This is a genomic window from Agromyces cucurbitae (genome assembly GCF_058349945.1).
Window position 1 is genome coordinate 1,243,641 of the sequence record NZ_JBYRES010000001.1, and the last position, 26,902, is coordinate 1,270,542.

The 26,902-nt window shown below is 72.1% G+C and carries 24 protein-coding genes; 15 read left to right on the plus strand and 9 right to left on the minus strand.

What is annotated here, in order from left to right:
• Positions 1 to 32: 32 nt before the first annotated feature.
• On the minus strand, positions 33 to 485 hold the full coding sequence (locus tag AC3RJ6_RS05735) for an Lrp/AsnC family transcriptional regulator (RefSeq protein ID WP_491425937.1): 453 nt from the start codon (positions 483 to 485) through the stop codon (positions 33 to 35).
• 101 nt (positions 486 to 586) lie between these two features.
• On the opposite strand from AC3RJ6_RS05735, the gene AC3RJ6_RS05740 reads away from it, so the two are divergent.
• Together AC3RJ6_RS05740 and AC3RJ6_RS05745 are read left to right on the plus strand one after the other, a co-directional pair.
• Positions 587 to 1,267, plus strand: a complete 681-nt coding sequence (locus tag AC3RJ6_RS05740; protein ID WP_491425938.1) for a LysE family translocator — start codon at positions 587 to 589, stop codon at positions 1,265 to 1,267.
• Between the two features lie 82 nt (positions 1,268 to 1,349).
• Positions 1,350 to 2,420 carry a winged helix DNA-binding domain-containing protein gene (locus AC3RJ6_RS05745; protein ID WP_491425939.1) on the plus strand — a complete coding sequence of 357 codons (1,071 nt, stop codon included), beginning with the start codon at positions 1,350 to 1,352 and terminating at the stop codon, positions 2,418 to 2,420.
• Between the two features lie 9 nt (positions 2,421 to 2,429).
• Here the strand turns inward: AC3RJ6_RS05745 and AC3RJ6_RS05750 are convergent, their stop codons facing one another.
• On the minus strand, positions 2,430 to 3,104 hold the full coding sequence (locus AC3RJ6_RS05750; RefSeq protein ID WP_491425940.1) for a CatA-like O-acetyltransferase: 675 nt from the start codon (positions 3,102 to 3,104) through the stop codon (positions 2,430 to 2,432).
• 106 nt (positions 3,105 to 3,210) lie between these two features.
• Between AC3RJ6_RS05750 and AC3RJ6_RS05755 the strand changes: the two genes are divergently transcribed.
• The 3 genes from AC3RJ6_RS05755 to AC3RJ6_RS05765 all read left to right on the plus strand — a co-directional run bounded on the left by AC3RJ6_RS05755 (position 3,211) and on the right by AC3RJ6_RS05765 (position 6,719).
• Positions 3,211 to 4,191 (plus strand): PfkB family carbohydrate kinase, encoded by a 981-nt coding sequence (locus AC3RJ6_RS05755; protein WP_491425941.1) that lies wholly within the window; start codon positions 3,211 to 3,213, stop codon positions 4,189 to 4,191.
• Positions 4,188 to 4,940, plus strand: coding sequence for a 5'/3'-nucleotidase SurE (gene surE, locus AC3RJ6_RS05760; RefSeq protein ID WP_491425942.1), 753 nt, complete (start codon positions 4,188 to 4,190; stop codon positions 4,938 to 4,940). Before AC3RJ6_RS05755 ends, surE begins: the two co-directional genes overlap by 4 nt.
• Before the next feature lie 186 nt (positions 4,941 to 5,126).
• A complete protein-coding gene (locus AC3RJ6_RS05765; RefSeq protein WP_491425943.1) occupies positions 5,127 to 6,719 on the plus strand; it encodes an ABC-F family ATP-binding cassette domain-containing protein in 1,593 nt (530 codons plus the stop codon).
• Positions 6,720 to 6,861: 142 nt separating this feature from the next.
• On the opposite strand, the gene AC3RJ6_RS05770 is transcribed toward AC3RJ6_RS05765, so the two are convergent.
• Positions 6,862 to 8,379 (minus strand): multicopper oxidase family protein, encoded by a 1,518-nt coding sequence (locus tag AC3RJ6_RS05770; protein WP_491425944.1) that lies wholly within the window; start codon positions 8,377 to 8,379, stop codon positions 6,862 to 6,864.
• Positions 8,363 to 8,863: a hypothetical protein gene (locus tag AC3RJ6_RS05775; RefSeq protein ID WP_491425945.1), complete on the minus strand. Its 501-nt coding sequence runs from the start codon at positions 8,861 to 8,863 to the stop codon at positions 8,363 to 8,365. The genes AC3RJ6_RS05770 and AC3RJ6_RS05775 overlap by 17 nt, the downstream gene beginning before the upstream one ends.
• Before the next feature lie 197 nt (positions 8,864 to 9,060).
• Here AC3RJ6_RS05775 and AC3RJ6_RS05780 point away from each other — a divergent pair, with 197 nt between their 5' ends.
• The 5 genes from AC3RJ6_RS05780 to AC3RJ6_RS05800 are packed head-to-tail and all read left to right on the plus strand — an operon-like array spanning position 9,061 to position 13,475.
• Positions 9,061 to 11,118 (plus strand): ATP-binding protein, encoded by a 2,058-nt coding sequence (locus AC3RJ6_RS05780; RefSeq protein ID WP_491425946.1) that lies wholly within the window; start codon positions 9,061 to 9,063, stop codon positions 11,116 to 11,118.
• Positions 11,111 to 11,824, plus strand: a complete 714-nt coding sequence (locus AC3RJ6_RS05785; protein ID WP_491425947.1) for a response regulator — start codon at positions 11,111 to 11,113, stop codon at positions 11,822 to 11,824. Before AC3RJ6_RS05780 ends, AC3RJ6_RS05785 begins: the two co-directional genes overlap by 8 nt.
• A 32-nt stretch (positions 11,825 to 11,856) precedes the next feature.
• Positions 11,857 to 12,393, plus strand: coding sequence for a dihydrofolate reductase family protein (locus AC3RJ6_RS05790; RefSeq protein WP_491425948.1), 537 nt, complete (start codon positions 11,857 to 11,859; stop codon positions 12,391 to 12,393).
• A 31-nt stretch (positions 12,394 to 12,424) separates the two neighbouring features.
• Positions 12,425 to 13,342, plus strand: a complete 918-nt coding sequence (locus AC3RJ6_RS05795; RefSeq protein WP_491425949.1) for an aminoglycoside phosphotransferase family protein — start codon at positions 12,425 to 12,427, stop codon at positions 13,340 to 13,342.
• 4 nt (positions 13,343 to 13,346) lie between these two features.
• On the plus strand, positions 13,347 to 13,475 hold the full coding sequence (locus AC3RJ6_RS05800) for a hypothetical protein (RefSeq protein WP_491425951.1): 129 nt from the start codon (positions 13,347 to 13,349) through the stop codon (positions 13,473 to 13,475).
• Between the two features lie 426 nt (positions 13,476 to 13,901).
• Here the strand turns inward: AC3RJ6_RS05800 and AC3RJ6_RS05805 are convergent, their stop codons facing one another.
• Entirely contained in the window at positions 13,902 to 16,262 is a 2,361-nt protein-coding gene (locus AC3RJ6_RS05805; RefSeq protein ID WP_491425953.1) for a glycoside hydrolase family 84 protein, read from the minus strand.
• A 388-nt stretch (positions 16,263 to 16,650) separates the two neighbouring features.
• On the opposite strand from AC3RJ6_RS05805, the gene AC3RJ6_RS05810 reads away from it, so the two are divergent.
• Positions 16,651 to 17,892 (plus strand): ROK family transcriptional regulator, encoded by a 1,242-nt coding sequence (locus tag AC3RJ6_RS05810; protein WP_491425954.1) that lies wholly within the window; start codon positions 16,651 to 16,653, stop codon positions 17,890 to 17,892.
• 35 nt (positions 17,893 to 17,927) lie between these two features.
• On the opposite strand, the gene AC3RJ6_RS05815 is transcribed toward AC3RJ6_RS05810, so the two are convergent.
• Positions 17,928 to 18,899, minus strand: a complete 972-nt coding sequence (locus tag AC3RJ6_RS05815; protein ID WP_491425955.1) for a hypothetical protein — start codon at positions 18,897 to 18,899, stop codon at positions 17,928 to 17,930.
• Positions 18,900 to 19,164: 265 nt separating this feature from the next.
• Between AC3RJ6_RS05815 and AC3RJ6_RS05820 the strand changes: the two genes are divergently transcribed.
• Positions 19,165 to 20,352 carry a T6SS phospholipase effector Tle1-like catalytic domain-containing protein gene (locus AC3RJ6_RS05820; RefSeq protein WP_491425956.1) on the plus strand — a complete coding sequence of 396 codons (1,188 nt, stop codon included), beginning with the start codon at positions 19,165 to 19,167 and terminating at the stop codon, positions 20,350 to 20,352.
• Here the strand turns inward: AC3RJ6_RS05820 and AC3RJ6_RS05825 are convergent.
• From AC3RJ6_RS05825 to sigJ, 3 genes are all read right to left on the minus strand, one after another.
• Positions 20,333 to 21,661 carry a ComEC/Rec2 family competence protein gene (locus AC3RJ6_RS05825; RefSeq protein WP_491425957.1) on the minus strand — a complete coding sequence of 443 codons (1,329 nt, stop codon included), beginning with the start codon at positions 21,659 to 21,661 and terminating at the stop codon, positions 20,333 to 20,335. The two genes, AC3RJ6_RS05820 and AC3RJ6_RS05825, sit on opposite strands and share 20 nt — an antisense overlap.
• On the minus strand, positions 21,648 to 23,531 hold the full coding sequence (locus AC3RJ6_RS05830) for a hypothetical protein (RefSeq protein WP_491425958.1): 1,884 nt from the start codon (positions 23,529 to 23,531) through the stop codon (positions 21,648 to 21,650). Before AC3RJ6_RS05830 ends, AC3RJ6_RS05825 begins: the two co-directional genes overlap by 14 nt.
• A 135-nt stretch (positions 23,532 to 23,666) precedes the next feature.
• Positions 23,667 to 24,530 carry an RNA polymerase sigma factor SigJ gene (gene sigJ / locus AC3RJ6_RS05835; protein WP_491425959.1) on the minus strand — a complete coding sequence of 288 codons (864 nt, stop codon included), beginning with the start codon at positions 24,528 to 24,530 and terminating at the stop codon, positions 23,667 to 23,669.
• 79 nt (positions 24,531 to 24,609) lie between these two features.
• On the opposite strand from sigJ, the gene AC3RJ6_RS05840 reads away from it, so the two are divergent.
• From AC3RJ6_RS05840 to AC3RJ6_RS05850, 3 genes are all read left to right on the plus strand, one after another.
• Positions 24,610 to 25,050 (plus strand): nitroreductase family deazaflavin-dependent oxidoreductase, encoded by a 441-nt coding sequence (locus AC3RJ6_RS05840; RefSeq protein ID WP_491425960.1) that lies wholly within the window; start codon positions 24,610 to 24,612, stop codon positions 25,048 to 25,050.
• 303 nt (positions 25,051 to 25,353) lie between these two features.
• Positions 25,354 to 25,977 (plus strand): carboxymuconolactone decarboxylase family protein, encoded by a 624-nt coding sequence (locus tag AC3RJ6_RS05845; RefSeq protein ID WP_491425961.1) that lies wholly within the window; start codon positions 25,354 to 25,356, stop codon positions 25,975 to 25,977.
• The gene (locus tag AC3RJ6_RS05850) at positions 25,974 to 26,849 is read left to right on the plus strand and encodes an RNA polymerase sigma-70 factor (RefSeq protein WP_491425962.1); all 876 of its coding nucleotides are present in this window, start codon (positions 25,974 to 25,976) and stop codon (positions 26,847 to 26,849) included. Before AC3RJ6_RS05845 ends, AC3RJ6_RS05850 begins: the two co-directional genes overlap by 4 nt.
• Positions 26,850 to 26,902 lie beyond the last annotated feature (53 nt).

Sequence of the window (26,902 nt, forward strand, 5' to 3'; positions counted from 1 at the left end):
CCGTCAGGCAGCGTCGTCCCGGCTCTGCCGCCTCAGACCGGCAGCGGGCGATCGTCGACGATCGTCTTCATCACGAGGGTCGAGGCGACCCGGCGCACGCCGGGCAGGGCCGAGAGGCGTTCGTCCCACAGGCGCTGGTACGCCGCGAGATCGGGCACCGCGACGCGCAGCAGGTAGTCGGGGTCGCCGAAGAGGCGCAGCGCCTGGATGACCTCGGGGATCTCGGCGACGGCGGCATCGAATGCCGGCACCGTCGCGCGGTTGGCCTGCTCCATGGTGACGAAGACGAGCGCGCCGAAGCCCAGGCCGACGCGCTCGGCATCGATGACCGCCCGGTAGCCGGTGATCGCGCCGGACTCCTCGAGCGCGCGCAGCCGACGGTGCGTCGGCGACATGCTGAGCTGCACCCGCTCGGCGAGCTCGGTGAGGCTCAGCCGGCCGTCCTGCTGCAGTTCGGCAAGGATTTTCCGATCGATGGCGTCCATGGGGTGGATTCTTCCACGGCAGGCGCTTCTCGGGCGTGAATACGGCAGCGGCTTCCAACGCGATTCGCCTACCGTCGAGTTGCCGGAACGAAGGGGGCCCCATGGACGTGCAACTGCTGCTCGCGTGCTCGGTCATGATGACGCTCATGGTGCTGCTGCCCGGGCCCGACTGGGCGTACCTGATCGCCGCGGGCACGAGCGGCCGCAGCATCGTGCCGCCGCTCGTCGGCGTGCTGCTCGGGTACGTCGCCGTGGTCGCCGCCGTCGCGGTCGGCGTCGGTGCCGCGGTCGCGGCGGTGCCGTGGATCATCGTCGTGCTGACGTTCACCGCGGCCGCGTACCTCGTGCACCTCGGCGTGCGGGTGCTGCGCGATCCGCCGGTCGTCGCCGTCGCAGCGGGTGCGGAAGCGGCCCGAGGTGGGGCCGAAGCGGCCGGCGCGGCGCCGGTGGCGGCATCCGACCGGCCATGGCTGCGCCTCGCGCAGGGTGCCGGCGTCAGCGGGCTCAATCCGAAGGGCCTGCTCGTGCTCGTCGTGCTGCTGCCGCAGTTCACGGATGCCTCGGGCACCTGGCCCGTCCCGGTGCAGCTCGCCGTGCTCGGCCTCATCTTCGTCGGCTGCTGCGCCCTCGTCTACAGCGTGGTCGGGCTGGGCGCCCGGGCCGTGCTGCGGCTGCGCCCGTCGGCGATGAAGGTCGTCTCGCGGGTGTCGGGGGCCGCGATGATCGTGCTCGCCGGGGTGCTCGTCGTCGAGCAGGTTCCGCACCTGGCGGGGTGGGCCTGACGGCGCGCCGCGCGGGCTGCGCGGGCCGAGCCCGTGCGCGGTCGTCCGAACCCGTGACGGCGGATCGCCCTAGGCTCGGAGCATGATCGCCGATCGTGACCTCGCCCGCTGGCGGCTGCGGTCGCAGTCGCTCACGGCGCCCCTCGACGACGCCGAGCAGGTCGTGCGGTCGCTGCTCGCGGTGCAGGCCGAGAACCCGTCGCAGTCGGCATGGGCGGTCGCGACCCGCACGACGATGCCCGACGCGGCCGACCTCGCCGGGGCGCTCGCGGCCGGACGCATCATCCGCACCCACGTGCTGCGGCCGACCTGGCACTACGTGCACGCCGACGACGTGCGGTGGCTCACCGAACTCACCGCGCCCCGCGTGCTGCCGGTGTTCGACCAGCAGCTGAAGCCGCTCGCCGAGCACCTGACGGCGATCGGCGACGCCGTCGAGGCGACGCTGGGCGCGGCATCCGACCGCACCCGTGCCGAACTGGGTGCGGCCCTCGCCGATCGCGGGTTCGAACTGACGGGGCAGCAGCTCATGCTGCTTGTCGGGCGGCTCGAGATGCTGGGACACGTCTGCAGCGGGGTGCCGCGCGACGGCGAGCACACCTACGCCCTCATGAGCGAGCGGGTGCCGGCGGCGCGGCCGTTCGACCGCGACGAGGCGCTCGCCGAGCTCGCGCTGCGCTACTGCACCGCGCACGGGCCGGCGACCGAGCGCGACCTCGCCTACTGGGCGACGCTCACGGTGACCGACGCCCGTCGCGGCATCGCGGCGGTCGCCGGCAGGCTCGAGTCGTTCGAGCACGACGGGCGCACCTTCTGGCACGCGCCGGGCGCAGCGCCGACCGAGGCGGCCGAGCCCGCGGGCCACCTGCTGCAGGTGCTCGACGAGATGTACCGCGGGTACCAGGACTCGCGGTGGGTGCTCGACGGCGAGGGCGTGGTGCCGCGCGAGCGCGAGACGGCGATCGGCATGGCGCTCGTCGACGCGCAGCTCGTCGCCGCGATGAAGCGCACCGTCACGGCGAAGGCGGTCACGTTCTCGCTGCGGCCGCATCGTGCGCTCGCGGCGCACGAGCGCGACGCGATCGACGACGCGGCCGAGCGCTATGCCGGTTATCTCGGACTCGAGCCGCGGATCGCGTTCGACCCCTCGTGAACCGCCGGCTCAGCCGTCGACCCACGACGGGTCGGCGAGGAGCCGCTCGAGCTCGCCGACGAGGCGTGCCGTGTGGAACCCGTCGGCCGACGCGTGGTGGATCTGCACCGCGACGGGCAGCAGGGTGCGCCCGTCGCGCTCGACGTATCGGCCGAGGGTGAAGATCGGTGCGAAGTGGTTCGAGCCGCCGTCGATCTGCAGCGCGAACCCGCTGAAGCTCGTCCACGGGATGCTCGACACGTCGAACCCGTTCACCGGCAGGCCGCCCTGCGGGAACATGTCGGTGGCCGTCGCCGCGGTCGCGAGCACCTCGACGGCCGTCTCGTGGAACCGCTCGAAGTCGGGGTCGTACGGCACCGAGACCGCGGCGAACGTCTCGCGCGCGGGGTTGAACACGGTGAAGGCCGGGTGCACGACCGGCCAGGTCGCGGGCGCGCCGTCGTCGGTGAGCGTCATGCGGAACTCGGGATGCCGGTTGACGACGTTCGCGATCGCCCAGATCTGCGCCGGATAGGTCTTGCGCGACGATGCGCGCACCGCGGCGACGAACGCCGTGACGTCGAGCTCGACCGTCATCGCGTAGGTGCACGGAACCCGGTGGCGGTAGTGCTCGAACGTCTGGCGGCGCGGCCAGTCGTCGAGGTCGATCGGCACGGGCGTCGGGGTCGGTGTCGAGGCGGGCATGGGTTCGATCCTCGCATTCGCGCGATGATAGGCGGTCGGCCTCGCGAGGGGAACCCGCTGGGCAGGGGCCGATGGGAGGCGTACCGTCGCACGAGAGGGGAGACCGATGGCCGACGTACTCGTCTTCGCGCCCGCGCCGCTGCTCACCGTCACCGTCGAGAGCGACGATTCGGGCGGAGCCGACCTGCACATCCACGCCGGGGGGCAGGGAGTCTGGCAGGCGCGCATGCTGCGCACCCTCGGCCGCAGCGTCGCCATGGTCGCCTCGTTCGCCGGCGAGGCGGGCGGGATCGCCCGCGACCTGCTCGCCGCCGACGGCATCGAACTGCACGCCGTCATGCGCGAGGGCAAGGGCGCTGCGTACGTGCACGACCGGCGCGAGGGCGAGCGGTCGGTCGTCGCCGAACTGCCCGGCGACCCGATCTCGCGGCACGACCTCGACGAGCTCTACACGCTCGTGCTGCGAGAGTCGATGACCGCCGGCATCGTGCTGCTGAGCGGGCCCGCCGACGAGGAGGTGCTCCCCGACGACGTCTACCGCCGGCTCGCGGCCGACCTCCGGGCGGCGGGCCGCACGGCCGTGGTCGACCTCGCGGGCGACCGCCTCGCCGCAGCGCTCGAGGGCGGCGTGCGACTCGTCAAGGTCAGCGAGAGCGAGCTGCGCGATGAAGGGCAGGTGTCGGGCGATGCCGCCGACGAGCTCATCGACGCCGCGCGACGGATCCGCGACGCCGGGGCCGAGGCCGTCGTGATCACGCGGGCCGGCGACGCGACCCTCGTGCTCGACGGCGACGAGGCCTTCACCGTCACGGGCCCGAAACTCGAGGAGCTCGACGTGCGAGGCGCAGGCGACTCGTTCGTCGCGGCGCTCGTCTCGGCGCTGATCGACGGCGACCCGGTGCCCGAGGCGGCCCGCCTCGCCGCGGCGGCGGGGGCGCTCAATGTCGCGCGGCACGGGCTCGGCACGGGCGACGCCGAGGCCATCCGGCGGTTGCGCGACCGCATGACGGTGCATCCGATCGGCGACGACGCGGCCGTCGTCACCCTCGACGACCTCGCCGCGCGCACGGAGGTCGACGAGCCATGACGACCGTGCTCGTGACGAACGACGACGGCATCGACTCGCCGGGACTGCACGCGCTCGCCGCCGCGGCGGTCGCCGAGGGGCTCGACGTGTTCGTCGCCGGTCCGGCCGCCGAGTCGAGCGGCTCGAGCGCCGCCATCCTGGGCGCCGACCGCGAGGGTCGCATCCGCATGGAGCGGCGCGAGGTCGACGGCCTCGACGTGCCGTGCTGGGCGGTGCAGGCCGCACCGGCCCTGATCGCGCTCATCGCCGCGCACGGCGCGTTCGGCGCCGTGCCCGACGTCGTGCTCTCAGGGGTCAACCGCGGCGCGAACATCGGGCACGCCATCCTGCACTCGGGCACCGTCGGCGCCGCGCTCACGGGCGGCTCGAACGGCGCGCGCGGGCTCGCGGTCTCGCTCGACGTGGGCCTGCATCCCGATACCCATGAGTGGGATGCCGCGGCGAGCGTGGCGCGACGGTTGCTGCACGAGCTCGTCGCCGCGCCGCCGGGAACCGTGCTGAACCTGAACGTCCCGAACCTGGCGACCGCCGGGGAGCTCACTCCGCAGAGCGCCACGCTCGCCGAGTTCGGCATCGTGCAGACGACGGCGACCGAGGCGGGTGAGGGCGGCGTGCGTCTCACCGTCGCCGACCTCGCGCACGTCGACGACCCGCGCTCGGACGCCGCACTGCTCGCGGCCGGGCATGCGACCCTGACCGCGCTGCGGGCGCTCGGCGAGACGGCGCTGCCCGATCCTCGCGCGACGTGAGCGCGTCGGTCGGCCTCAGGGCGAGCGCCGCCGGAAGACGCGACGCCATGCGACGGCCGTTCCGCGAAGAGGCCGCCATCCCTTGCGCAGGACCTCGTCGGTAGACTCGTCGCCGGCTCGAGGCATCCGTCTCGCCACCTCATCGCACCGCGCGCAACGCACCCCACCCCGAAACCGAGGACCCACGTGAGCCTGATCCGCCTGAACGACGTGAGCATCGAGTTCGACGGGCGGCCCGTGCTGAAGGAGGCGTTCCTCAAGCTCAAGCAGGGCGACCGGGTCGGGCTCATCGGCAAGAACGGCACGGGCAAGTCGAGCCTGCTCGAGGTCGTGCTCGGCCGACGCGAACCGTCGAGCGGCACCCGCGACGTCACGCTCGGCACCACGATCGGGTACTTCTCGCAGTTCTCGGAGCTCGACGGCGAGCAGTCGATCGCGCAGACGCTGAGCGCGCACTTCGCCGACGTGCACGAGACCCAGGCCCGCCTCGACGAGATCGGGCTCGCGCTCGCCGAGCCCATGGCCGACGACGAGATGACGCGCCTGCTCACCGAGCAGGGCGAGCTCTTCGAGCGCATGGACCACATCGGCGGCTGGACCTACGAGACCACGATCGACACCGTGCTCACGCGGCTCGGCTTCGACGACGAGCGCCGTGCCCTGCCCGTCGACCGGCTCTCGGGCGGATGGCGCAATCGGGCGGCGCTCGCGCAGATCCTCGTGCAGGCGCCCGACGTGCTGCTGCTCGACGAGCCCACCAACTTCCTCGACCTCGACGGCGTCAAGTGGATCGAGAACTGGCTGCAGGGCTTCGCCGGCGCCGTGCTCGTCGTGTCGCACGACCGGCAGTTCCTCGACGGCGTGGTCGACCGTATCATCGAGATCGAGAACTACCGCCTGCAGGAGTACGAGGGCGACTACTCGGCGTACGTGCACGCGAAGCAGTCGCGCCTGAAGATGCTCGAGAAGCAGTTCGCCCACGAAGAGGAGCTGCTCGCCTACGAGCAGGCCGCCGCCACCGCCCGTCGCGAGGCCGCACGCAACCCGTCGAACGCGGTCGCGCGCCGCCTCGCCGACATCAAGAAGCGGCAGGCGCCGCGCCCGATCGACCAGATCATCACGTCGATCTACGACGGGCTCAAGGTCTCGAACGACCTGCTCACCGTGACGGGGCTCGCGAAGGGCTTCGGCGGTGCGCCGTTGTTCGAAGGCGTCTCGTTCGACTTGCAGCGCGGCGACCGGGTCGCGATCATCGGCTCGAACGGGTCGGGCAAGTCGACCCTGCTCGACGTGCTGACCGGGGATGCCGCGGCCGACGCCGGCTCGGTGCGCTGGGCGAAGGGCGCGAGGTTCGTGTCGTACAACCGGGTGTACGCCGAGCTCGACCTCACCGACACCGTCGGGCACGCCGTGAACGCCTACCCCGACTCGCTCGCGTTCACCGCGACGAAGAAGAGCGTCGGCAGGTTCCTCGCGATGCTGCAGTTCTCGGAGGCCGACCTGCAGCAGAAGATCGGCAACCTCTCGGGCGGGCAGAAGGCGCGCGTCGCGATCGCGCAGTGCCTGCTCTCGGGCGCGGCGGTGATCGTGCTCGACGAGCCGACGAACCACCTCGACATCACCTCGACGCAGGTGATGGAGCGGGCGCTCACGCACTTCCCGGGCGCGGTCGTCGTCGTGTCGCACGACCGGTTCTTCGTCGACAAGCTCGCCGACCGCCTGCTCGTGTTCGAGGGCGACGGGCGGGTCGTCGAGAAGCCCGCCACCGGGGCGCTGTAAGGGGATTCCGCGCGACCGGCCATTGCGGCCGCCGGCCCCGTAGTGTCGTCCGGACGAGCTCTGCCGGTTCCGCCTCATCGTGAGGCGGAACCGGCAGAGCTCGAACGAGAACTTCCCGGGCAGTTCCGAGGCGCGCGAGAGCTCACTCCGGCCGATTGCCCGCCGCGCCGTTGATCGTGAACGGGGTCGTGACGCCCTCGTACATGAGGTGGGCGACGAGCCCGTCGACGGCGTGCGGGAGGTTGTGGCAGTGGTCGCTCCAGATGCCCGGGTTGTCGGCGACGAACGCGACGTCGTAGCGCTCGCCGGGGCGCACGTCGAGCGAGTCGACGATCCACGGGCTGCCCGACGCCGCGACGCCGTCGCGCGACAGCACGACGACGTGGTGCCCGTGCAGGTGCATCGGGTGCACGTCGCCCGAGTCGTTGCGCACGTGCATGACCACGACGTCGCCCTCGGTGACGTCGAACATCGGCACGTCGGGGAACATGCGCCCGTTGATCGTCCAGAAGTTGCCGGGGCGGCCGTCGATGATGCCGAAACGGCGTGCGATCGCGTACTCGAACGACCGGTCGGGGTTCGCCGGGTCGAAGCCGAGCGGAGCCGGCTCGCCGTAGGCGAGCAGGTCGAGCGTCGCCGAGGGCTGCGGCACGGGCGGGGCGGATGCCTCCGGCGCCCGGGCGTCGCCGATGAGCAGGCTGCGCGCGCCGCCGGTGTGCAGTCGCACGAGCCCGCCGTCGGCCGGTGCCCGCACCGTGAGGTCGACGCGCCCGCCCGCAGGGATGAGCACGCGCTGCCCGGAGAACTCGGCGGGGCGGTTCACCTCGTGGCCGTCGGTCGCGACGACGCGGAGCGGGGAGTCCGACCAGACCGAGGCCGTGCCCTGGTCGGTGTTGACGACGCGAACGCGCACGGTCGACCCGGGCGCCGCGTCGACGCGTTCGTCGCGGGCGGCGCCGTTGAGCGTGTGCTGACCGCCGTACACGTGGAGCAGCGCGACGACGTCGTGCACGGCGTCGGTCGCCGCAGGCCGCCCCTCGGCCGGTTCGATCACGACGGCGCCGAGCAGCCCGCCGACGACCTGCTCGTGCGACAGCTGATGCGAGTGGTACCAGTAGGTGCCGGCGTCGACGGCGACGAAGCGGTACACGAAGCGTCCGCCGACCGGCTCCGCGTCCTGCGTGATGCCCGCGACCCCGTCGGCCGCGTTCGGCACGTCGATGCCGTGCCAGTGCAGCGTCGCGCCGCCGTCGACCGACTCGTTGACGAACACGACCTCGACGAGGTCGCCCTGCCGGGCGCGGATCTCCGGCCCCGGAGACGTGCCGTTCACCGTGTAGCCCTCGACCGGCCGGCCGCCGGGCACCTCGACCGTGCCGCGCCGGGCCACGAGCTCGACGCGCACGTCGGGCGCCCGGTCGGGGTCGGCGGTGAGCGAGGCGACCTCGACCGCGGTGCCGGGGCTCGACGGGGCGGCCGCGCCGCCGGCGCCGCCGTGTCCGGCGTGCCCGTCGGCGCCCGCACCGGCCTCGCCGCCCATGTCCATCACCGAGTATTCGCCGAGCAGCGTGGAACTCCATGCGAGTGCGCCGGCGCCGAGCGCGGTCGCGACCGCGACGCCGACGACGGCGCATCGCAGGAGATCACGCCGAGACGGCATCGGTCGTCGCCCCCTCGGCAGACGCTGCGTCGTCGGTCCCTGCGGCACGCGCATCGGCGCGCGCGGTGCGCCGCACGCGCAACGCGGCGGTCACCGCGGCGGCGACGATCGCGAGCGCGTTCGCGCCGTGGATGAGCCCGAGGTAGGGCACGTCGGTGATCGAGAACCCGAGCGTCACCTGCAGCACGACGAGCGCGAGCGTGACCGCCGCCCAGAGCCGGGCGCCGCGGGCGCGCACGAAGAACGAGACGACGAGCAGTGCGAGGGCGACGAGCGGCAGCGTCACGCCGCCGACGATCCCGTGGATCCAGAAGCCGAGCTCGCCGGTGCCGGCGGCACCGCCGCTCTCGAGCAGCGCCTTGTCGACGACGTCGCCGTTCGACACGCGATTGAGCACCCCGCCGAAGGCGAACGCGATGGCGGCGGCCTGCACGACCACGCCGCCCGCGATGATCCAAGCCAGAGCCGAGTAGACCTTGCGCATGATGTCGCTCCCTGTTCGTGCGGCGCCCGACGGGGCATCCGCTCGTCGACGACGTTCGCGGACCCGGCCGCGCGCCGGAACGCGGCGGGCCGGATGCCTCGTGGCGGCGCTCCGTCCACCGCATCGGGGCGCGCCGCAATCGGCGGGGTGGGGCTGGCCCCCTCCCCAAGCCCGGCCGACAGGAGGACGATGGAACCGTGGACCGCAGGTGGGTGTGTCTCGCGACGCTCGGCCCGATCGGGGTCGCCGCGCTCGTCTACATCGTCGTGCAGCGCGGCTTCGTCGAGGCCGACGCCGATCACGGGCTCGCCTGGCCCATCCTCGGGGCGGTGCCGCTGTTCGTGCTCGGCCTGTGGCTGCTCACCGTGTCGAGGTCGCGCACCGCGGTGCTCATCGCGCTCGCGGCGACGGCCATCCTCGTCGGGTCGGCGTACGAGACCTTCGTGCAGCGCAACGTGGAGCTCATGGTCGAGCCGTGGTTCCCGCTCTTCAACATGATCGGCCTGACGGCCGACGCCGCCGCGACGTCGGCGTTCCTCATCGTCTTCGCGACCTTCCCCGACGGCGTGCCCGAGCGGCGGTGGCAGCGCATCATGGTCGCGTTCCTCTGGACGCCGATGCTCGTCGGGCCGCTCACCCTGATCACCTCGCCGCACCTCGTCATGTCGCCCTACATCGGCGTCTCGGGCGAGGGCATTCCGAACCCCTACGCGGTGCCGTGGCTCGAATGGGCGGCGCCGTTCGTCTACGCCGTGTTCCTCCAGTCGTGGCCGGCGGTCGCGCTGGCCCTCGTGGTGCTCGGCTCCCGTGCGCTGTTCGGGGCGCCCGAGGTGCGTGCCCGCACGCGGGTGATGGCGATCACGATCGCCGCCTCGGTGGCCGCGTTCCTGCTGTGGCCGGTGCTGCCCTGGCCCGGCGTCGGCGAGGTCATCGTCTACGCGACGCTCATCGCGATCCCGATCGTCGCCGTGCACGGCATCTTCCGCTACGGCGCCTTCGACGTCGCCCCGGGCGATCGGGGCCGGGCGGTGGTGCGCTCGTCGAACCTGCTCATCACCGTCTTCTACGGCATCGCGGTCGCGACGCCGGCGATCCTGCTGTCGGACCGGTTGCGCGTCGTGCCCGCGGTGCTCGTCACCGCGCTCGTCGCGATCGCGCTGCTGCCGGTGCGCACGTGGATGCAGCGCTGGATCCACCGCCGCCTCTTCGGCGACCGCGAGCGGCAGCTCGAACTGCTGAGCGAGCTCGGCGCGAGCCTCGAGGAGGCGGGCGAGCCGCGCGAACTGCTCGACCGCCTCGCCGAGGCCGTGCGCGACGGACTGGATGCCTCGTGGGTGCGGATCCGGCTGGCGTCGGGCGACGGCGAGCTCGACGCGGAACCGCTCGGTGTCGCCGGCGAGGACGGGGGAGCCGCCTCGCCGGCGCTCGCCGCCGAGCTCGTGCGCGGCGACGAGACCCTCGGCGCCATCGAGGTCGGGCCTCGCCACCACGGCGACTACAACGACGCCGAGCGTGCACTGCTGCGCACCGTGTCCGGCCAGGCCGCGGCGGCCGTGGCGAACGTGCGGCTCACCGCGCAGCTCGCCGCGCAGCTCGACGAGCTGACCGCCTCGCGGGCGCGACTCGTGGCCGCGCAGGACGACGAGCGACGCCGCCTCGAACGCGACCTGCACGACGGCATCCAGCAGAACGTCGTCGCGCAGATCGCGGGCCTGCGGCTCGCGCGCAACCGCCTCGAGCGCGGCGAGCTCAGCCCGGCCGAGCTCACCGAGCTGCAGGACCAGGCCCGAGAGACGCTCACCGACCTGCGCGAGCTCGCCCGCGGCATCCACCCGCCGGTGCTGAGCGACAACGGGCTCGTCGCCGCCGTCGAATCGGGTGTCGCCCGGTTCCCCATCCCGCTCTCGATCGAGGCCGACGCCGCCGTGCGCGCCGAACGGTACCCCGACGACGTCGAGACCACCGCGTACTACGTCGTGCGCGAGGCGCTCGCGAACACCGCCAAGCACGCCGACGCGCGGCACGCGACGGTGTCGCTCGCACGATCGAACGGCCACCTGCGGATCTCGATCAGTGACGACGGGCGCGGCATCGCGCCCTACGCGGCCGGGCCGGTGCCGCACGGCGGGCTCGCGAACATGCGCGATCGGGTCGCCGCGCTGCGGGGCACCGTGCGTGTCACCGCGGGCGAGCCTGCGGGCACGACGGTGCTCGTGGACCTGCCGATCGACGGGGGAGCGGGCGCGGATGGCTGAGACCGGTGTGCTGCGGGTCGTCATCGCCGAGGACAACTACCTCGTGCGCGAGGGGGTGCGGCGCCTGCTCGAGGACTCGGGCGAGGTCGAGGTCGTCGCCTCGGTCGGCACCGGCACCGAACTGCTCGACGCGGTGCGCCGGCTGTCGCCCGACGCGGTGCTGACCGACATCAGGATGCCGCCGGGCCACCACATGGAGGGGATCGAGGCGGCCCACGCGATCCGGGCGTCGTCGCCGTCGACCGGGGTGGTCGTGCTCTCGCAGCACGCCGACGAGAGCTACGCGCTCGCCCTGTTCGCCGACGGCTCGGCGGGCCTCGGATACCTGCTGAAGGACCGCATCGGCGACCTCGAGGACCTCGTGCACGCGCTGCGCGAGGTGTGCGCCGGCGGCTCGGTGATCGACCCGCAGATCGTCGACACCCTCGTACGCCGGCGCAGCGCCGCGGGGGCGTCGAGCCCGCTCGCGCGACTGTCGGCGCGCGAGCTCGACGTGCTGCGCGAGATGGCCGCCGGCAAGACGAACGCCGGCATCGAGCAGTCGCTGTACCTGTCGACCTCGACCGTCGAGAAGCACGTGAACGCGATCTTCACGAAGCTGCAGCTGCCCGAGACGGGCGTGCACCGGCGGGTCGCGGCGGTGCTCGCGTTCCTCAAGAACGACGACGCCGGTCTCGGCGACGGCGCCCGTGCCGATCGTCCGTGACATCGACGGGTGACCGGGGCAGGCTGGGGCGCATGGGCAACGTGACGATCTCCTTCGAAATGACCCTCGACGGCGTCTTCGACCAGATGGAGTACTGGTTCGACGAGAACGACCCGGCGCTCCAGCGCGCGAGCGACGAGCTCGTGTTCGGCGCCGACGCCGTGCTGCTCGGGCGCAAGAGCTACGAGTTCTTCCGCGAGTACTGGCCGGCGCAGACCGACGAACGCGGCTTCGCCGCGCACTACAACGCGCTGCCGAAGTACGTCGCGTCGACGACGCTCACCGGCCCCCTCGACTGGAACTGCACCCTCATCGAGGGCGACCTGCCCGAGTACGTGCGCGGCCTCCTCGACCGGTACGACTCGATCATCTCGCACGGCTACGGCGGCGTCGCGGCCGCGCTCGTCGACGCCGACCTCGTCGACGAGGTGCATGCGGGCATCCACCCGTTCATCGTCGGCAACGCCGAGGACCGGTTGCGCACGCCGCATCCGATCGGCCTGACGCTGCTCGACGCGCAGACCTCCGACACCGGCATCATCCAGGCGAAGTACTCGCCGCGCCGCTGACGTACCCGCCCGTCGACGGCAGAATGGGCGGATGCCCCTGCACGACGACGAGCTCCACATCGACGAGGCACTCGTCGCCGACCTGCTGCGTCGCGAGCACCCCGAGTGGGCCGACCTGCCGATCGTCGAGGCCGGCGGCGGTACCGACAACCGCATGTTCCGGCTGGGCGACGACCTGCTGGTGCGGATGCCGCGGACGAGTGAGAAGGCGGCGTCGCTGCGCAAGGAGCGGGAGTGGGTGCCGCGGCTGGCGCCGCGGCTGACGCTTCGCGTGCCGTCGGCCGAATTCTCGGGATCGCCGAGCGCCGAGTACCCGGCCGGGTGGGCGGTCGTGCGCTGGATCGAGGGGGCCGTTCCCGACGCGCACAACGTCGCGGACTGGTCGGCGTTCGGCACCGACCTCGCTGGATTCGTGCGCGAGCTGCACGCGATCGACCTCATGGGCGCGACCCGTGCGGGCGACCTCAGCTGGTATCGGGGCGGCCGACTGCGCGACGCCGACGAGTGGATCGCCGAGTACTTCGACGGTTGCCGGCCGCTCGTCGGTGACGAGCTCGACATCGACACACTCGAACGGTGGTGGCGTGAGGCGGTCGAGATGCCCGACTCGACCGCCGGTCCGGTGTGGCTGCACGGCGACCTGCGACCCGGCAACCTGCTCGTGCGCGACGGCCGGCTGCACGCCGTGATCGACTTCGGCGCGCTCTCGATCGGTGCCCCCGACGCCGAGCACGCGCCCGTGTGGGACCTGCCGGCTCCGGCGCGCGACGGCTACTTCGAGGCGGCGCAGCTCGATGAGGCGACGTGGCGGCGCGCCCGGGCATGGGCGATCGGCGTCGCGGTGTCGGGCATCCCGTACTACTGGGAGACCTTCCCCGAGTTCGTGGCGGAGTGCCGGAGCAGGCTGCGTGCCGTGCTCACGTCGGGTGCCGCCGACGCCGTACCGTGAGCGTATGAACGGGTTGCCTCTCATCGGTGCGAAGATCGTGCACCTCGACAAGAACACGTTCATGTGGGTGCAGACGACGCACTTCGGCGATCCGCGTAGACAGCTTCCGACGGACCATAGCGACCGAGGCTGAAGCACGAATCCGATCATGGGCCGACGATCAGGACTGGGACGACGACCGGTGAACTGGGTTTCCACGAATTCGTGGTCATCGATCGCACCAGAAACGCCGTGCACGTCGTCGTCGCTTCCGACGACTGAGCGCGCGCAGTTCGGGACCGCGAGTCATCCAACGCCGTGGAGGTGTGTCGAGAACGCCTATGCCAGTTCCGCCTCATCGTGAGGCGGAACTGAAACAGCGCGAACGGCGGCACCCCGATCGGCCGGCCAGAGCGGGTTGACAGTCGGGGCGCTCGTTGCGACGACCGCGGCGCGACATCGCAGCGAGAACGCTGACGGCCGCGACATCCCCGACGGCGCGAAGCGCACATGACGGTGCCCTCCCGCTCACGAGAGCGGAAGGGCACCGGGCAGGTTCACCCCGTCGGGGCGGTCAGCGTCACTTCGCCGCGTAGATGCCGAGCTCCCAGATCGAGTAGCCCCACGTCGTCTTGCGGTCGATGCCCTGCATGCGCACGTACTGCACCGGGTCGGCCTCGTCGAACGTGAAGAGGTCGAGTGCGCAGGTCGAGTCGTTCACCGTGCGGATCGTCGTCCACGTCACGCCGTCGTTCGAGGTCTGCAGCTCGTACGCATTCGCGCACGCCGCCTCCCAGTTCACGGTGATGCCGCGCACGACCGTCGGCTCGGCGAGCTTGACCTGCACCCACGAGTCGTCGCTGTAGCCCGAGGCCCAGCGCGTCGTCGCCTTGTCGTCGTTGACGTTCGCCGCCGCGAACTGCGGCACCTCGACGCTCGACGCGGTCGCCGTGCCCTTCGGGGCCACGTTGACGACGTCGCCGGCCTCCCACATCGCGAGGGTGAAGCCCATGCGGCCGTGGAACACGTCGAGCACGCCGTCGGCGATGCGCACCTTGGCCTTGCCCCAGGTGTTGTCGGCCGGGTCGACGACGACCGAGGCGGCCTGCGCGGCCGTCGCCTTCGCGGATGCCGCGAGCTCGGCCGAGGAAGCCTCGTCGCCGTCGATGCGCGCCTGCACGGCGTCGAGCAGTTCGACCGTCGCGTCGCCCCAGAGGGCGGTCGCATCGAGCCAGGGGCTCGCATCCGACAGGAACGCGGGGTCGGTCGGCCCGCTGCGGATCGCGTCGGGCGCGTCGGCGATCGCGACCGCGTACTCGCGCAGGTCGGCGACCGCGCCGGCCTTGTCGCCCGCGTCCCAGCTCGCCCAGAACGCGGCGATGCGGGCGGCGAGCTCGGGCGACTGCGGCTGCCACGGCGCCCCGAAGCTCGGCGCCAGGTGGTTCAGGTCGGCGAAGACCCGCAGCGCAGCGGCCGTCGCGGCATCCCCGTTCGCAATGAATCGCAGGGCCTGCGACCAGTTGTGCTCGGCGCTGTAGGCCTCGTCGTTCCAGGTGAAATCGGCGACGCCGAAGATCGCGATCTTGCTCGCGGCGGCCTGGTTCATCGGGTTCGAGACGATGCCGGCGAGGTACTCGCCGAGCCCGGCCTCGCGCTTGTCGTAGGGCGCGAGCAGCAGGCGGCCCGAGGTCTGGCCGTAGTCGTTCACGGGGTAGTTGTCCCACAGGAAGGTCGGCCCGCCGAACACGGTCGCGGCCTTCTTCGCCTGGTCGACCGTCACCGACTGGGGCACGACGCCCTCGCCGGTCCACATGACGACGATGTCCTCGTCCATTCCGCGCAGCGCGGTCTTGTAGCCCGAGTCGGTCGTGTTGTAGTACTCGGTCGGCACCATCTGCAGCGGGTAGGCGCCTTCGTGGGTCTCGATGAACTCCTTCTGCACCCGGTCGAGGAACGTCGCCTGCGCGCGCCCGGCCGTCGACGCGCTCGGCGCGCCGAACGCGGTGCGGTCGGCGTCGCAGTGCCAGCTGCCGAGGTTGATGTCGTCGAGCGGGATGTTGAAGGCGCGCACCCCGAGGTCGTACATCTGCTGCATCTTGCCGGTGAGCGCCTGGTAGTCGGCGTCGCTCGAGTAGCAGACGGTGTTGCCGGGGGAGAGCGCGAAGGTGAACCGCACGTGGTTGTCGGTCGCCGTCTGCACGAGGTCGCCGAGCTCGGCGAGCTTGTCGGCGGGGTAGGGATCGCGCCACTTGTCGCGGTGGTACGGGTCGTCCTTCGGCGCGTAGATGTAGGTGTTCGCCTTGACGTCGCCGTAGAACTCGAGCTGGTCGAGCCGCTCCTCGTGGGTCCACGGGTTGCCGTAGAAGCCCTCGATCGTGCCGCGCAGCGGCATCGACGGGTAGTCACTCACCGAGGCGCCGGCGATGCGGTAGCCGCCGTCGTCCTTCGGCACGAACAGCTGCTCGAGCGTCTTCACGGCGTAGAACTGGCCGGCCGCGTCGACGCCGCCGAGCGCGACGGTGCCGAGGGGGCCGCCCGCACCGGCGCGGATCGCGTAGCCCTCGGTGTGATCGGGCACGTCGGTGCCGCCGAGCGCGGCGCGGATGTCGGTGCGGGTCGCCGCACCGAGCTCGATCGTGAGCGGGGCGGTGCCCGTGGCCTTCGCGCGCTCGTCGATGCGGTCGACGCCGTGGGCGGTCAGCGTGTCGCGCAGGGCCGCGAGGGCGGCGGCATCGGTGCCGTCGTCGACGACGACCTCGACGCGCCCGGGCACGTTGAGGTCGGAGCCGGCTCGGTCGATCGACTGCGGGGTGGGGCTCACCGCGGGCAGGTCGCCCGCGGGTGGGGCGGCACTGGCCGGAAGCGGCATCAGCACCCCGGCGAGGGCGACGGCGCAGACTCCCGCCGCGGCCATCAACGTCTTGCGAAATGTTTGCATCATTGCTCCGATTCCTCGACGACACGGTCGGTCCGGCGGGCTGGGCGCAGCGCCGCCGCTCGGGGTCGGATGCCGCCGCTCGCGTCGCCCGGACGTCGGCGCGCAGCACGGCGGAGGTCGCGGTAGGGCGCGCAGACGGAGCCGGGGTCCCGCGGCCAATCCCCGACCGCGGGACTCGCGAGGCGGGAGGGGAATCCCGCGCATCAGGCCCACTTTGTTGACTTAGTAAACTAAGTTGGTTCGAACCTAGGCGATTCGCGGTGGAGGCGTCAAGGGGCAAGATGTTCTCGAGCCCGACGGCGCGACCCGAGACCGCGTCGCGGGCAGCAGCAACCGCCCGAGACGCCGGCCCCACCCGCGACCGCTTCGCCCGATCGAGGAGACCATGACCGTGAGCACCGCCAGCCCGCAGCGCAAGCGCGACCTCCTGCGCCGATTCGAGACGACGGGCGTGCTCGACGCGCAGACGGCGATCCGCCGCGAGAACCTGCTGCGAGCGCTCAGCCTCATCGCCCGCGAGCCGGCCCCGGTGACCCGTGCGGTCATCGCCCGGCGCACGGGACTCACGTCGGCGACGGCGTCGTCGCTCGTCGCCGAGCTCATCGAACTCGGCCTCGTCACCGAGACCGGCCAGGCCGAGAGCACGGGAGGCAAGCGCGCGACGAGCCTCGCGATCGACACCGACGAGCACCTCATCGTCGTCGCGGTCGTGCGCACGCGCGCGATCGACGTCGCGCTCCTCGACCTCGCCGGTCGCACCGTCGCGAGCAGCCGCGTCGAGCTCACGGGCGCGGTCGAGGTCGCCGCGGTCGTCGACGCGGTGCGCGCGCTCGCCGCCGGCGTCGAGCACCGCCTGCTCGCCGCGTGCGTGCAGGTGCCCGGCGTCACGGCCGACGGCGTGGTCGTCGACAGCGTGCAGCTCGACTGGTACGGGGTTCCCGTCGCGCAGATCCTCGAGGAGGCGATCGGCGTGCCGACCTCGGTCGTCAACGACGTCGACGCCGAGGCGCTCACCGAGGCGGCCGACGCCGCCGACGGCGCCATCCGGCTCGTCGTGCACCTCGGCGAGGGCGTGGGCGCCGCGGTCACGAACGGCGGCACGCTCATGGCGGGCGCGACCGGTCGTGCGGGCGAGATCGGCCACGTGCGGGTCGTCTTCGAGGGCTCGCGGTCGACGTGCCGGTGCGGCCTCTCGGGATGCCTCGAGTCGGCGGCCTCGATGAGCGCGATGCTCGGCGACGCGTACACCGACGAGCTCGACGAGCACGACACGAGCCTGCTGGCGTCGACCGCCGAGTCGCGCGAGCGCATGGCGTTCGGCGCCCGCGCGCTGTCGCGCGCGCTGCGCATCATGGCGGCCCTGCTCGACCCGCAGGAGGTCGTCATCGCCGGTGCTGCCCCGGCGCTCGGACCGCACTTCCTCGGCACCCTGCGCGACGAGTACGAGATGTATCCGGCGAAGGGCACCGCGCCCGTGCCGATCCGCTACGGCCGCCCCGAGCTCGGGCGGTACCTCGGGCCGGCGCGGTCGGCGCTCGCGCCCGTGCTCGGCGACGCGCTGCCGCTCACCGAGCGTGCGGCGGCGACCGGAACGGCGACGCCCGCGGTCGTCGGGGTCGCGCCGGTCGAGTAGCGCCGACGCGAACTCGCCGCATCGACCTGTTGACGTCAGTCGACCGGCAGTTCCATGGACTGATCACCGAGGAGCGAGTTCTTCTCGAGGTGGTACACCTTCACGTTGAGGACATGGCGGCCCGCGGCCGCGAGGTCGGGCACCCAGATGTACGCGGTACCGCTGTCGTGCGCGGTGGTCGGAGTGAATCGAACCCCGAGGCGGTCGGACGCCCAGGCGCTCTCGGGATCGTCACTGCTCACCGACCACGTCAGGACCAGGGGCTCGCCGCTCAGCCAATCGAGCCGGTAGTTCACGCTCACCTTGTACCCGTACGGGTTCAGGGTGCCGTCGTCCTCCGAGGACTCGACCTCGTCGAGCGCGGCGGCCAACTGCGTCGCAGCCTCGTCGGGCGACAGGGCCTCACCGGCAGGATCGCCGAGATCGATGTTCTCGCCCGTGGCGATCATCATCGCCTTGGCCGCCTCAGGGGGCGGGTCGTAGCGCTCGAGGGCAGGACTGTCGGAGATCGCCTCGAGCACCTCGGCATTCGGCACGGCGTCGAAGCGATTGCCGGGCGTCGGCGTCGGCGTCGGCGATCCGCTGCTGCCGCTCGGCGACGGGGTCGACGGGGTCGGGGTCTCCGACGAAGCCGGGGCATCCGACGGGGGCGGGGGCTCCGACGGCTCTTCGGTGGCATCGTCGGGTGCCGTCGTCGGGTCGTCGACGACGTCATCCGACGCCGACGATCGGGTCGTCGTGCCGATGAGCTCCATCGTCGTGCTGCCCGACGGCATCCCGGCCGGCACGTTCGGCAGCCCCGCGGTCGCCTCGCCGAAGTCGAAGTCGTTCAGCTTCTGGTCCTCGAGCCTCGTGAGCTCGAGCGAGATCTGGTCGCCTTGGTCGGGCGCCGCGATGAGATTCCACACCCCCACGACCGCGAGGACGGCACCGGCGACGGCTCCGATCGTGAGCACCTTGGCCTTGATCCGCTGCCAGACGGTCTCCGGTTCTGCGTCGGCAGACATGACTGCCACCTCCAGCACCGGGCTCGACCGTCGGGTGGCCGTCTGCGACGTCGAGCTTCTTGCCCGCGGCCGTTGCCCGTTTCTCGCAGCGTGCGCGCATCCGACGTGTCCGTCAACAGGGCTGGTACTGAACACTGCGTCGGGCAGCCCGAGCGCCCACCCGAACTCAGTGTCAGCGCTGAGGAGCGCCGGTCGCCCGCGGCGTAGCGTTCGCTTGATGACGGGCTCGGCCCGAGCCCCGTGCGATGGCGGAGGGGGAGCGATCGTGAAGAACATCGTCATGTGCTTCGACGGCACCGGTGCGCAGGTTCGGGCGACGAGGAACTCGAACGTCGTGCTGCTCTACGGCATGCTCGATCTCTCCGATCCGGCGAAGCAGGTCGCCTACTACGACCCCGGCCTCGGCACGCAGGCCGCCACCGGTGCCTGGTCGCCGCCCGCCCGCGCGCTCTCGAAGCTGTTCGGCCTCGCGTTCGGCACCGGCATCAGGCGGAACCTCGGCGAGGCCTACCTCTGGCTCGCGAACCACTGGGAGCCGGGTGACCGTATCTATCTCTTCGGCTTCAGCCGCGGGGCGTACACGGCGAGGGCGCTCGCCGGCATGCTCAGGAACGTCGGCCTCGTGCGCCCCGGCTCCGAGAACCTCGTCGAGTACGTCGTCGCCACGTACACCCGCCGGCACGATGACCGGCGCAAGCAGCCGGTGGGTGCCGCCGGCACGGCGAAGGACGAGGCATTCTGGGGCGACGCCCACAAGACCGCCGAGCTGTTCGGCCGGCCGGTCGACGACGAGGGTCGCACCACGCCGCCGATCGCCTACCTCGGCCTGTGGGACACGGTGAAATCGGTCGGGATGCTGCGGTGGGAGGTGCACTGGCGCGACACGAACAAGCTCGGCATGGCCGACCACGTGCGCCACGCCCTGTCGATCCACGAGTGGCGGCGCCCGTTCCTGCCTGCGGCGGTCACGCCCGACCCCGACGCGCAGCGGCCGCGGCTCGAGCAGATGTGGTTCACGGGCGTGCACACCGACGTCGGCGGCGGCTTCCCCGACGACCGCCTGAGCCGTATCTCGCTCAAGTGGGTCGTCGACGGGGCGATCGACGACGGCATGGTGCTCGCCGAGCGCGGGCGCAACCGTTACGAGCGGAGCTGCCGGGTCGAGGTCGGCGACGTGCAGGGCGGCGTCGGGGCCATGAGCGGATGGTGGCGGCTGCTCGGGGTGGCGCACCGCCGGATCCCGGCATCCGCCGTCGTGCACGAGAGCGTGCGCCTGCGCCGCGACGGGGGCGGGCGTGACCTGCCCGAGTTCGGGCCGGGCGTGACATGGGGCGACCCCGACTGGCTGACCCCGCGGGCGGGCGGCGCGCCGAAGGCGCAGAAGGTTCCGTCCGAAGCGCCCGAAGCGCAGGTGCCGGCCGCCCCCGGCGCGCTCACGACGCCGGGATCGTGAAGGTGATCTGGGTCCACCGCTGCTCGGGGTCCTGGCTCACGATCGGATCGTCGATGAGCGCGTCGGCCCGCACGATCTTCGCGGCCCTGTCGCCGAGCGCGCTGATGAGGTGGGGTTCGGGAATGGTGTCGTCCCACTCGGGCACCGAGCCCCACGGCAGCATCGCGTAGACGGGCTGGTGGGCGAGCACCTCGTCGACGAACCGCCGGGGGGTCGCGTTGTGCGAGCCGTGGTGCCCGATCTTGTAGAAGATGAGGCCTTCGAGGTGCGCGCGGGCCTCGGCGTCGTCGAGCACGTGCCGCCACGCGCCCTCCTGCGAGTCGCCGACGAACAGCAGGCGGTGCCCGAGCACGTCGAGCACGAAGAACACGCTCGTGTTGTTGACCGCACGCTCGAGCACGGCGGCCGCGGCGAGCAGCGGATCGAGCTCCGAGCCGAGCTCGTCGAGGTCGGCGTCGTCGGCGACGGCGAGCAGGGTCGCGAGCGTCGGATCGTCCTCGGCGTGGGCGGCGATCGCGCTCGCCTCTACCGCGAACGACGGGGCGAAGAGCGGCAGCGGGGCGTGGGGCTTCGCGGGGTCGAGTGCGTCGCTGTAGGCGATCCAGTGGTCCTTCTTCGGCGGATCCATCCGCTTGAGGTCGGCCGGGTCGCGCGACGGGCCGAGCACCGTGACGCTCGCGCCGGTCACCGTCGTGGAGATGCGGTTGCGGTCGGGCTCGCGGTCGGGGAGGAACCGCACCGTCGGGTCCCCGGCGAATCGGCGATCCCCGGCGCTCAGCAGGCGCGACATCGCCTTGCGGTTGGGGCCGTCGAACATCGAGTTCAGCGCGAGGGCCTCGGCGAGGGCGCGCCGGTGCGAATCGCGACCCGGACGATCGCTCGCGGCCAGGGTGCGCGCGGCGACGTGGATCGCCTCCGCGCTCTCGACCTGCGCGGTGCGCAGCGCGACCGCGTCGGTGTCGTCGGGGTTCTCGACGAACGACACCCACACCTCGCCGACCTCGACGGAATCCCATTCGGTGTCGGCGAAGCCGCTCACGTGGTCGGTGTGCCGGTGCGTCGCCACGACCACGTCGAGACGGGGCGGGTCGCCGTTCACCGAGGCCGAGCGCAGGTCGGACACGATCGTCGAGACCGTCTCCCCGATCTCGCGTGATCGGCCGTCGACCTTGAACCGCCCGTGCGAGTGCACGCCGCAGTCGACGAGCATGCGCCAGACGTCGTCGTCGTCGGCGACCGTGATGAGGAAGGCGTCGCCGAATCCGACGTTGTACATCCTCACGCTGACCGTGGTGTCATGCGTGCTCATGAGCCTGCTCCGTCGTGCTCGGTGCCGGGCCGCCGTCTGGCGCGGCCGACGGCTCGCTCTCGGGTTCGGCCGCCGCATCGGCCGCGAGGTGCAGGTGCGCGAAATCGATGCGCAGTGCCGCGTTCGGCAGCCAGGCCGCGAGCGGATCGTCGTCGACGATGCCGTCGGCGAAGTCGAGCATCCTGGCGAGTCGCCGGGTGCCGATCCCGTGCTGCTGCTCCGCGAACTCGCGCAGCGGGCCGGCGGGTTCGGGCAGGGGACTCGACCGTGGCAGCGGCTTGCTGACGATCGCCTCGACCGCCCCGTCGACGCGCGCGATGACCGTGCAGGCGGCGCGGAGGGGCATCCCGTTCGTGTCCATGGTCGCTTCGAGGTCGTCGCGCGTCTGCACGAACTGGAGGACGAAGATCGGACGCGGCTGGCGGTCGGCGGCCGACAGGTACGACACGTGCGCGCCCTTCATCTCGACGTCGTGCCCCGGGTCGAGGCCCAGCGCGTCGGCGTTGGCGGCGCCCCACGCCTCGAGCTCGACCGCGATGCGCCCCCACCGCACGTCGGCGGGGTTCCCGTGCACGTCGAGGTCGAGGGTGGTGGCCACGACGAGCGTCTCGAGTTGCTCGAGCGGTCCGTTCTCGAGGGTCAACGGAACGGGCGGGTCGGGCCACGCGAGCGCCTCGTCGGCGAGCGAGGCGACCGAGTCGGGGTAGATCCCGCGCTGCCGCAGCGATTCGACGAGGGTCGCCCGCAGCCGCATCGCGTCGCCGGGGTAGAGCGCACGGTCGGCGGTGACGATCGCGCGGACGACGTCGCCGAACGTGACGTCGACGACGGGCAGATACTCGAAGGCCCGCACGACCATGCCGAGCAGGCGGTCGGCGTTGCGCACGGCCTCGGCGGCGACGCGGTTGACGAGGTCGGGGTGCAGCGCCCCCGGCGGGAGCACCCCCGTGCCTCCGCTCGCGATGCGCCGGAGGTCGGCCGTGCTCGACCGGAACACGTCGAGGAACGCCTCGAACACCGCGGTCACGAAGAACGCGCCGCGCTCGTGCGGTTCGACCGCTGCGGCGAACGCCGCGGGCGTGCGCTTCGAGTCGAGCGCGCTGCGCAGGGCCTTGCCGCGTGCCGTCGTCGCGCCGAACTCCTTCGCGAGGTCGAGCAGGGCGTCGGCCGATCTGAGGTCCCCCTGCGACGTGGCCACGGCACTGGCGACGATGTCGGCGAACGCGAAGTGGTGGAACAGCGCGACGAGGTCGGCGAAGGCCTCGTGCCAGGCGAAGACGTCGGGATTCGTCGCCTCGGTGAAGTGCTCGCGCAGGCGGTCGACGAGCGCGTGCGTCACCTCGTGGGCGATGATGTCGGTCGAGAGGCACGTGAACACGAGCTGGCGTGGCAGGTTGGCGCCGGGTTCGTCGTCGGCGAGGAAGTAGCCGAAGAGCACGGCGCGCCGCTTCGGGTCGAAGTAGGCGTTGCGGCCCTCGAATGCGTGCGGCACGAGGCGCAGCGGCTTGCTGCCCCGCCACTCGAAGCGCCGCCCGAGAAACCGCTCGAACCGTTCGATGACGCTCATCGCGACGCCGTAGACGATCTGCTGGTGAGAACGGGGGTCGCGCTCCGACGGCGGCAGGCCGCCCTGGGCGAGGATCGCCGGATGGTCGAGATCGACGGGGTGGTACAGCACACGGCGGGTCGGGTCGTAGTCGACGACCTGGATCAGCTGGCCCATCGGGCCCGGCGCGAGATCGCGCTCGAACGGGATGTCGAGGGTGAGGGTCGACCCGCCGAGCCGGCTCGACATCGGGTCGAAGGCGTAGGCGCGCAGCCGCCGTCGATCGGGCAGCTGGATCAGCGGTGTCTCGCTCGTCGGCAGCATCGCAACCTCCCACGGGAGTCGAACGATGCTCACGTTATGGGTGCGGGCGAACCGCCGGAACAGTGGTGACACTGAGTTGCCGGGCGCGGCACGTCGCCGGGCTCGGCACGCGCCGCCTGGCGCGGCACGCGCCGCCTACTGCAGGTGCTCGAGCTTCTTCGGGTTGCCGACGCCGTGGATCACCGAGATGCGATCGCCGTCGAACTCGAGCGCGAGCACCGAGACGACGCGGCCGCGTCGGCGCACGACGATGCCCGGCGCGGCATTGACCTCGGCGGTCTCGAAGTCGAGGCCGCGCCCGCCGACACCGCGCAGCAGCTGCCGGGCGACCGTCTCGGCGCCGACGACCACCTCGGTGGAGGCATCCGGGTAGAAGCCGTTCGAATCGAAGTGCCCGCGGGCGTCGACCGCGAGCGCCGAGACGAGTCCGTCGAGGTCGCCGTCGGCCGCGGCGCGGGCGAAGCGGTCGGCGAGTCGTCGGGCCTCGGCGGCGTCGACCGAGAACCTCGCCTCGCCGTGCGCCGCGATGCGCCGGCGTGCGCGCGACGCCGACTGCCGCGCGCCGGCGGTGCTCACGCCGAGCACCTCGGCGACCTGGTCGAAGCCGAGGTCGAAGACGTCGTGCAGCAGGAACGCCGTGCGTTCGGCCGGGGTGAGCTGCTCGAGCACGACGAGCAGCGCCATGCGCACCGAGTCGTCGAGTGTGACGCGGTCTTCGGGCAGCGTGCGCTCGTCGGTGACGATCGGTTCGGGCAGCCAGGGGCCGACGTAGGCCCGCCGCGAGTGCTCGTGCGCGCGCAACCGGTCGATCGACAGCCGCGACGCGACCGTCACGAGCCAGGCCCGCGGATCGTCGAGCGGTTCGTCGCCGCGCGCGAGCAGGCGCACGTAGGTCTCCTGCGTGACGTCCTCGGCGTCGGCGACCGAGCCGAGCACGCGGTAGGCGACGTCGCGCACGACGCGTCGGTGCTCGTTCCACAGGTCGGCGAATTCGGTCATGACAGTACGACGATCCACCCGCACGGAGTGTGACGGCAAGGCCCTGTCACGTTCGGGGCGGCTCGATCGTCTCCCTTGCATGAACGAGACGAGTTCCGACCGACGACCGCATGGCACGGATGCCTCGGGCCGGCGTCCGCCCAAGGGGCTGGTCCACGCGACCGAACCGGTCGCACGGGCGCTCGCGGGCCGCAGGTGGATGCCGATCTGGGCCGTGATCCGCCATCGGGGTCGCAAGAGCGGCACCGCGTACCGGACGCCGATCGCGGTCGTGCCGACGACCGACCCGGCGATCGTGATGATCGGCCTGCCGTGGGGCGCGCACACGAACTGGGCGCGCAACGTCGTCGCGGAGGGCGGCGCATCGCTGCGCTGGAAGGCGCGCGACGTCGACGTCGTGCACCCGCGCATCATCGAGGGCGTCGAGGCCGAGCGGCTCGCGAAGCCGCCGTTCCGGGCCGTGGTCAAGCGGTTCCCGGCCGCGATCGTGCTCGACCGGGCCGCGCCGCCGGTCGAGTAGCGCCGGCGCGCGGCGACGACCCCATTCCGCCGGTCGAGTAGCGCGGGCGCGCTGCGACGACGCGTATCGAGACCGCGCGAGGTGTCCTCCGAACCACTGCCAGTTCCGCCTCATCGTGAGGCGGAACTGGCATTGCCCGAATGAGCACCCATCGCCTCCGCCGGCACGCCGCGCGCCCGCGCAATCGGCAGATCTCAGCGGTTCTCGCCGAACGTGTCACACGATCGCGCCGACCGGTGTCTGCATGTCGACGGAATGATCCGGAGACCGACCCTCCGGCCGTCACGATCCCAGGAGGACACGATGACCACGCAGACCCGCATCCCGCCGACCGAGCTCACGGGCGTCTTCGGCAGCGTCGTGAAGGTCGCGGCGAAGCGCATGATCGGCCGGGTGCCCGACTCGATGGGCGTGCTCGCCCACCACCCCGCCCTCATGCGGGCGTCGATGGGCATCGGCCGCAAGATCGAGGCGCTCGATGAGCTCGACGCGAACCTCGCGAGCTACGCCGTGATGGCGACCGCGGCGTACATCGGCTGCAGCTGGTGCCTCGACTTCAACTACTACAAGTCGCACAACGAGGGTCTCGACGAGGCGAAGGCCCGCCAGGTGCCGGTGTGGCGCGAGTCGTCGGCGTTCACGCCCCTCGAGCGCGACGTCATGGAGTACGCCGAGGCGATGAGCCAGACCCCGCCCGCGGTGACCGACGAGCTCTCGAAGGCCCTGCTCGACGCGCTCGGACCGGCGGCGCTCATCGAGCTCACCGCGAAGGTGGCGTTCATGAACATGAGCTCGCGCATGAACGTCGCGCTCGGCATCCACTCGGAGGGGTACGCCGACTCCTGCCAGCTGCCGCCGCTCGCGGTGCGTGCCGGGGCGATGACGACCGAGGATGCCGCGGCCGAGGTCGTAGGCTCGGCATCATGACCGACGATCCGTTCGTCACCCACCGCAGCCTGCTCTTCACCGTCGCGTACGAGATGCTCGGGTCGGCGGCCGACGCCGAAGACGTGCTGCAGGAGACGTGGCTGCGGTGGAGCACCGTCGACCGCTCCGCGGTGCGCGACGAGCGCGCGTACCTCGTGCGCATCGTCACGCGCCAGGCGCTCAATCACCTGCGCACGATGGCCCGCCGCCGCGAGTCGTACGTGGGCGAGTGGCTGCCCGAGCCGCTGCTCACGAGTCCCGACGTGGCCGACGACGTCGAGTTCGCCGAGAGCGTCTCGATCGCGATGCTCACCGTGCTCGAGACGCTCGGCCCGACCGAGCGCGCCGTATTCGTGCTGCGCGAGGTGTTCGACGTGTCGTACGACGAGATCGCCGACGCCGTCGGCAAGACCCCGGCGGCGGTGCGCCAGATCGCGCACCGGGCGAAGGAGCACGTCTCGGCCCGTCGGCCGCGCATCGCGGTCGACCGGGCCGAGCAGGAGGCCGTGATCACCCGGTTCATGGACGCGGTGAACTCGGGCGACCTGCAGGGGCTCATGGACGTGCTCGCCCCCGACGTCGTGTCGGTCGCCGACGGCGGCGGTTTCGTGAAGGGCGCGGCGCGGCATCCGATCGTCGGAGCCGACAAGATCGCGCGCTACCTGCTCGGCGGGCTCGCGAAGCTCGGGCTTCCGTTCGAGGCGCGGCCGACGTGGGTCAACGGGCATCCGGCGATCCGCGGCGAGATCGACGGATCGCTGGCGGGTGCGATCTGCTTCGAGATCGAGGGCGGCCGCATCACCCGCATCTTCTCGATCGCGAACCCCTACAAGCTCGGCCGGCTCGACGAGGAGGCGGAGCTCGCGCGCTGATCGCGATGAGGCCGGTCGAGTAGCGACGAAGGAGCGTATCGAGACCCCCACAC

What these genes read in the sequence shown, in the direction of transcription:
- AC3RJ6_RS05735 (WP_491425937.1), bottom strand. Translation starts at nt 485, where the DNA reads ATGGACGCCATCGATCGGAAAATCCTTGCCGAACTGCAGCAGGACGGC.
- AC3RJ6_RS05740 (WP_491425938.1), top strand. Translation starts at nt 587, where the DNA reads ATGGACGTGCAACTGCTGCTCGCGTGCTCGGTCATGATGACGCTCATG.
- AC3RJ6_RS05745 (WP_491425939.1), top strand. Translation starts at nt 1,350, where the DNA reads ATGATCGCCGATCGTGACCTCGCCCGCTGGCGGCTGCGGTCGCAGTCG.
- AC3RJ6_RS05750 (WP_491425940.1), bottom strand. Translation starts at nt 3,104, where the DNA reads ATGCCCGCCTCGACACCGACCCCGACGCCCGTGCCGATCGACCTCGAC.
- AC3RJ6_RS05755 (WP_491425941.1), top strand. Translation starts at nt 3,211, where the DNA reads ATGGCCGACGTACTCGTCTTCGCGCCCGCGCCGCTGCTCACCGTCACC.
- surE (WP_491425942.1), top strand. Translation starts at nt 4,188, where the DNA reads ATGACGACCGTGCTCGTGACGAACGACGACGGCATCGACTCGCCGGGA.
- AC3RJ6_RS05770 (WP_491425944.1), bottom strand. Translation starts at nt 8,379, where the DNA reads ATGCCGTCTCGGCGTGATCTCCTGCGATGCGCCGTCGTCGGCGTCGCG.
- AC3RJ6_RS05775 (WP_491425945.1), bottom strand. Translation starts at nt 8,863, where the DNA reads ATGCGCAAGGTCTACTCGGCTCTGGCTTGGATCATCGCGGGCGGCGTG.
- AC3RJ6_RS05785 (WP_491425947.1), top strand. Translation starts at nt 11,111, where the DNA reads ATGGCTGAGACCGGTGTGCTGCGGGTCGTCATCGCCGAGGACAACTAC.
- AC3RJ6_RS05790 (WP_491425948.1), top strand. Translation starts at nt 11,857, where the DNA reads ATGGGCAACGTGACGATCTCCTTCGAAATGACCCTCGACGGCGTCTTC.
- AC3RJ6_RS05795 (WP_491425949.1), top strand. Translation starts at nt 12,425, where the DNA reads ATGCCCCTGCACGACGACGAGCTCCACATCGACGAGGCACTCGTCGCC.
- AC3RJ6_RS05800 (WP_491425951.1), top strand. Translation starts at nt 13,347, where the DNA reads ATGAACGGGTTGCCTCTCATCGGTGCGAAGATCGTGCACCTCGACAAG.
- AC3RJ6_RS05805 (WP_491425953.1), bottom strand. Translation starts at nt 16,262, where the DNA reads ATGATGCAAACATTTCGCAAGACGTTGATGGCCGCGGCGGGAGTCTGC.
- AC3RJ6_RS05815 (WP_491425955.1), bottom strand. Translation starts at nt 18,899, where the DNA reads ATGTCTGCCGACGCAGAACCGGAGACCGTCTGGCAGCGGATCAAGGCC.
- AC3RJ6_RS05825 (WP_491425957.1), bottom strand. Translation starts at nt 21,661, where the DNA reads ATGAGCACGCATGACACCACGGTCAGCGTGAGGATGTACAACGTCGGA.
- AC3RJ6_RS05830 (WP_491425958.1), bottom strand. Translation starts at nt 23,531, where the DNA reads ATGCTGCCGACGAGCGAGACACCGCTGATCCAGCTGCCCGATCGACGG.
- sigJ (WP_491425959.1), bottom strand. Translation starts at nt 24,530, where the DNA reads ATGACCGAATTCGCCGACCTGTGGAACGAGCACCGACGCGTCGTGCGC.
- AC3RJ6_RS05840 (WP_491425960.1), top strand. Translation starts at nt 24,610, where the DNA reads ATGAACGAGACGAGTTCCGACCGACGACCGCATGGCACGGATGCCTCG.
- AC3RJ6_RS05845 (WP_491425961.1), top strand. Translation starts at nt 25,354, where the DNA reads ATGACCACGCAGACCCGCATCCCGCCGACCGAGCTCACGGGCGTCTTC.
- AC3RJ6_RS05850 (WP_491425962.1), top strand. Translation starts at nt 25,974, where the DNA reads ATGACCGACGATCCGTTCGTCACCCACCGCAGCCTGCTCTTCACCGTC.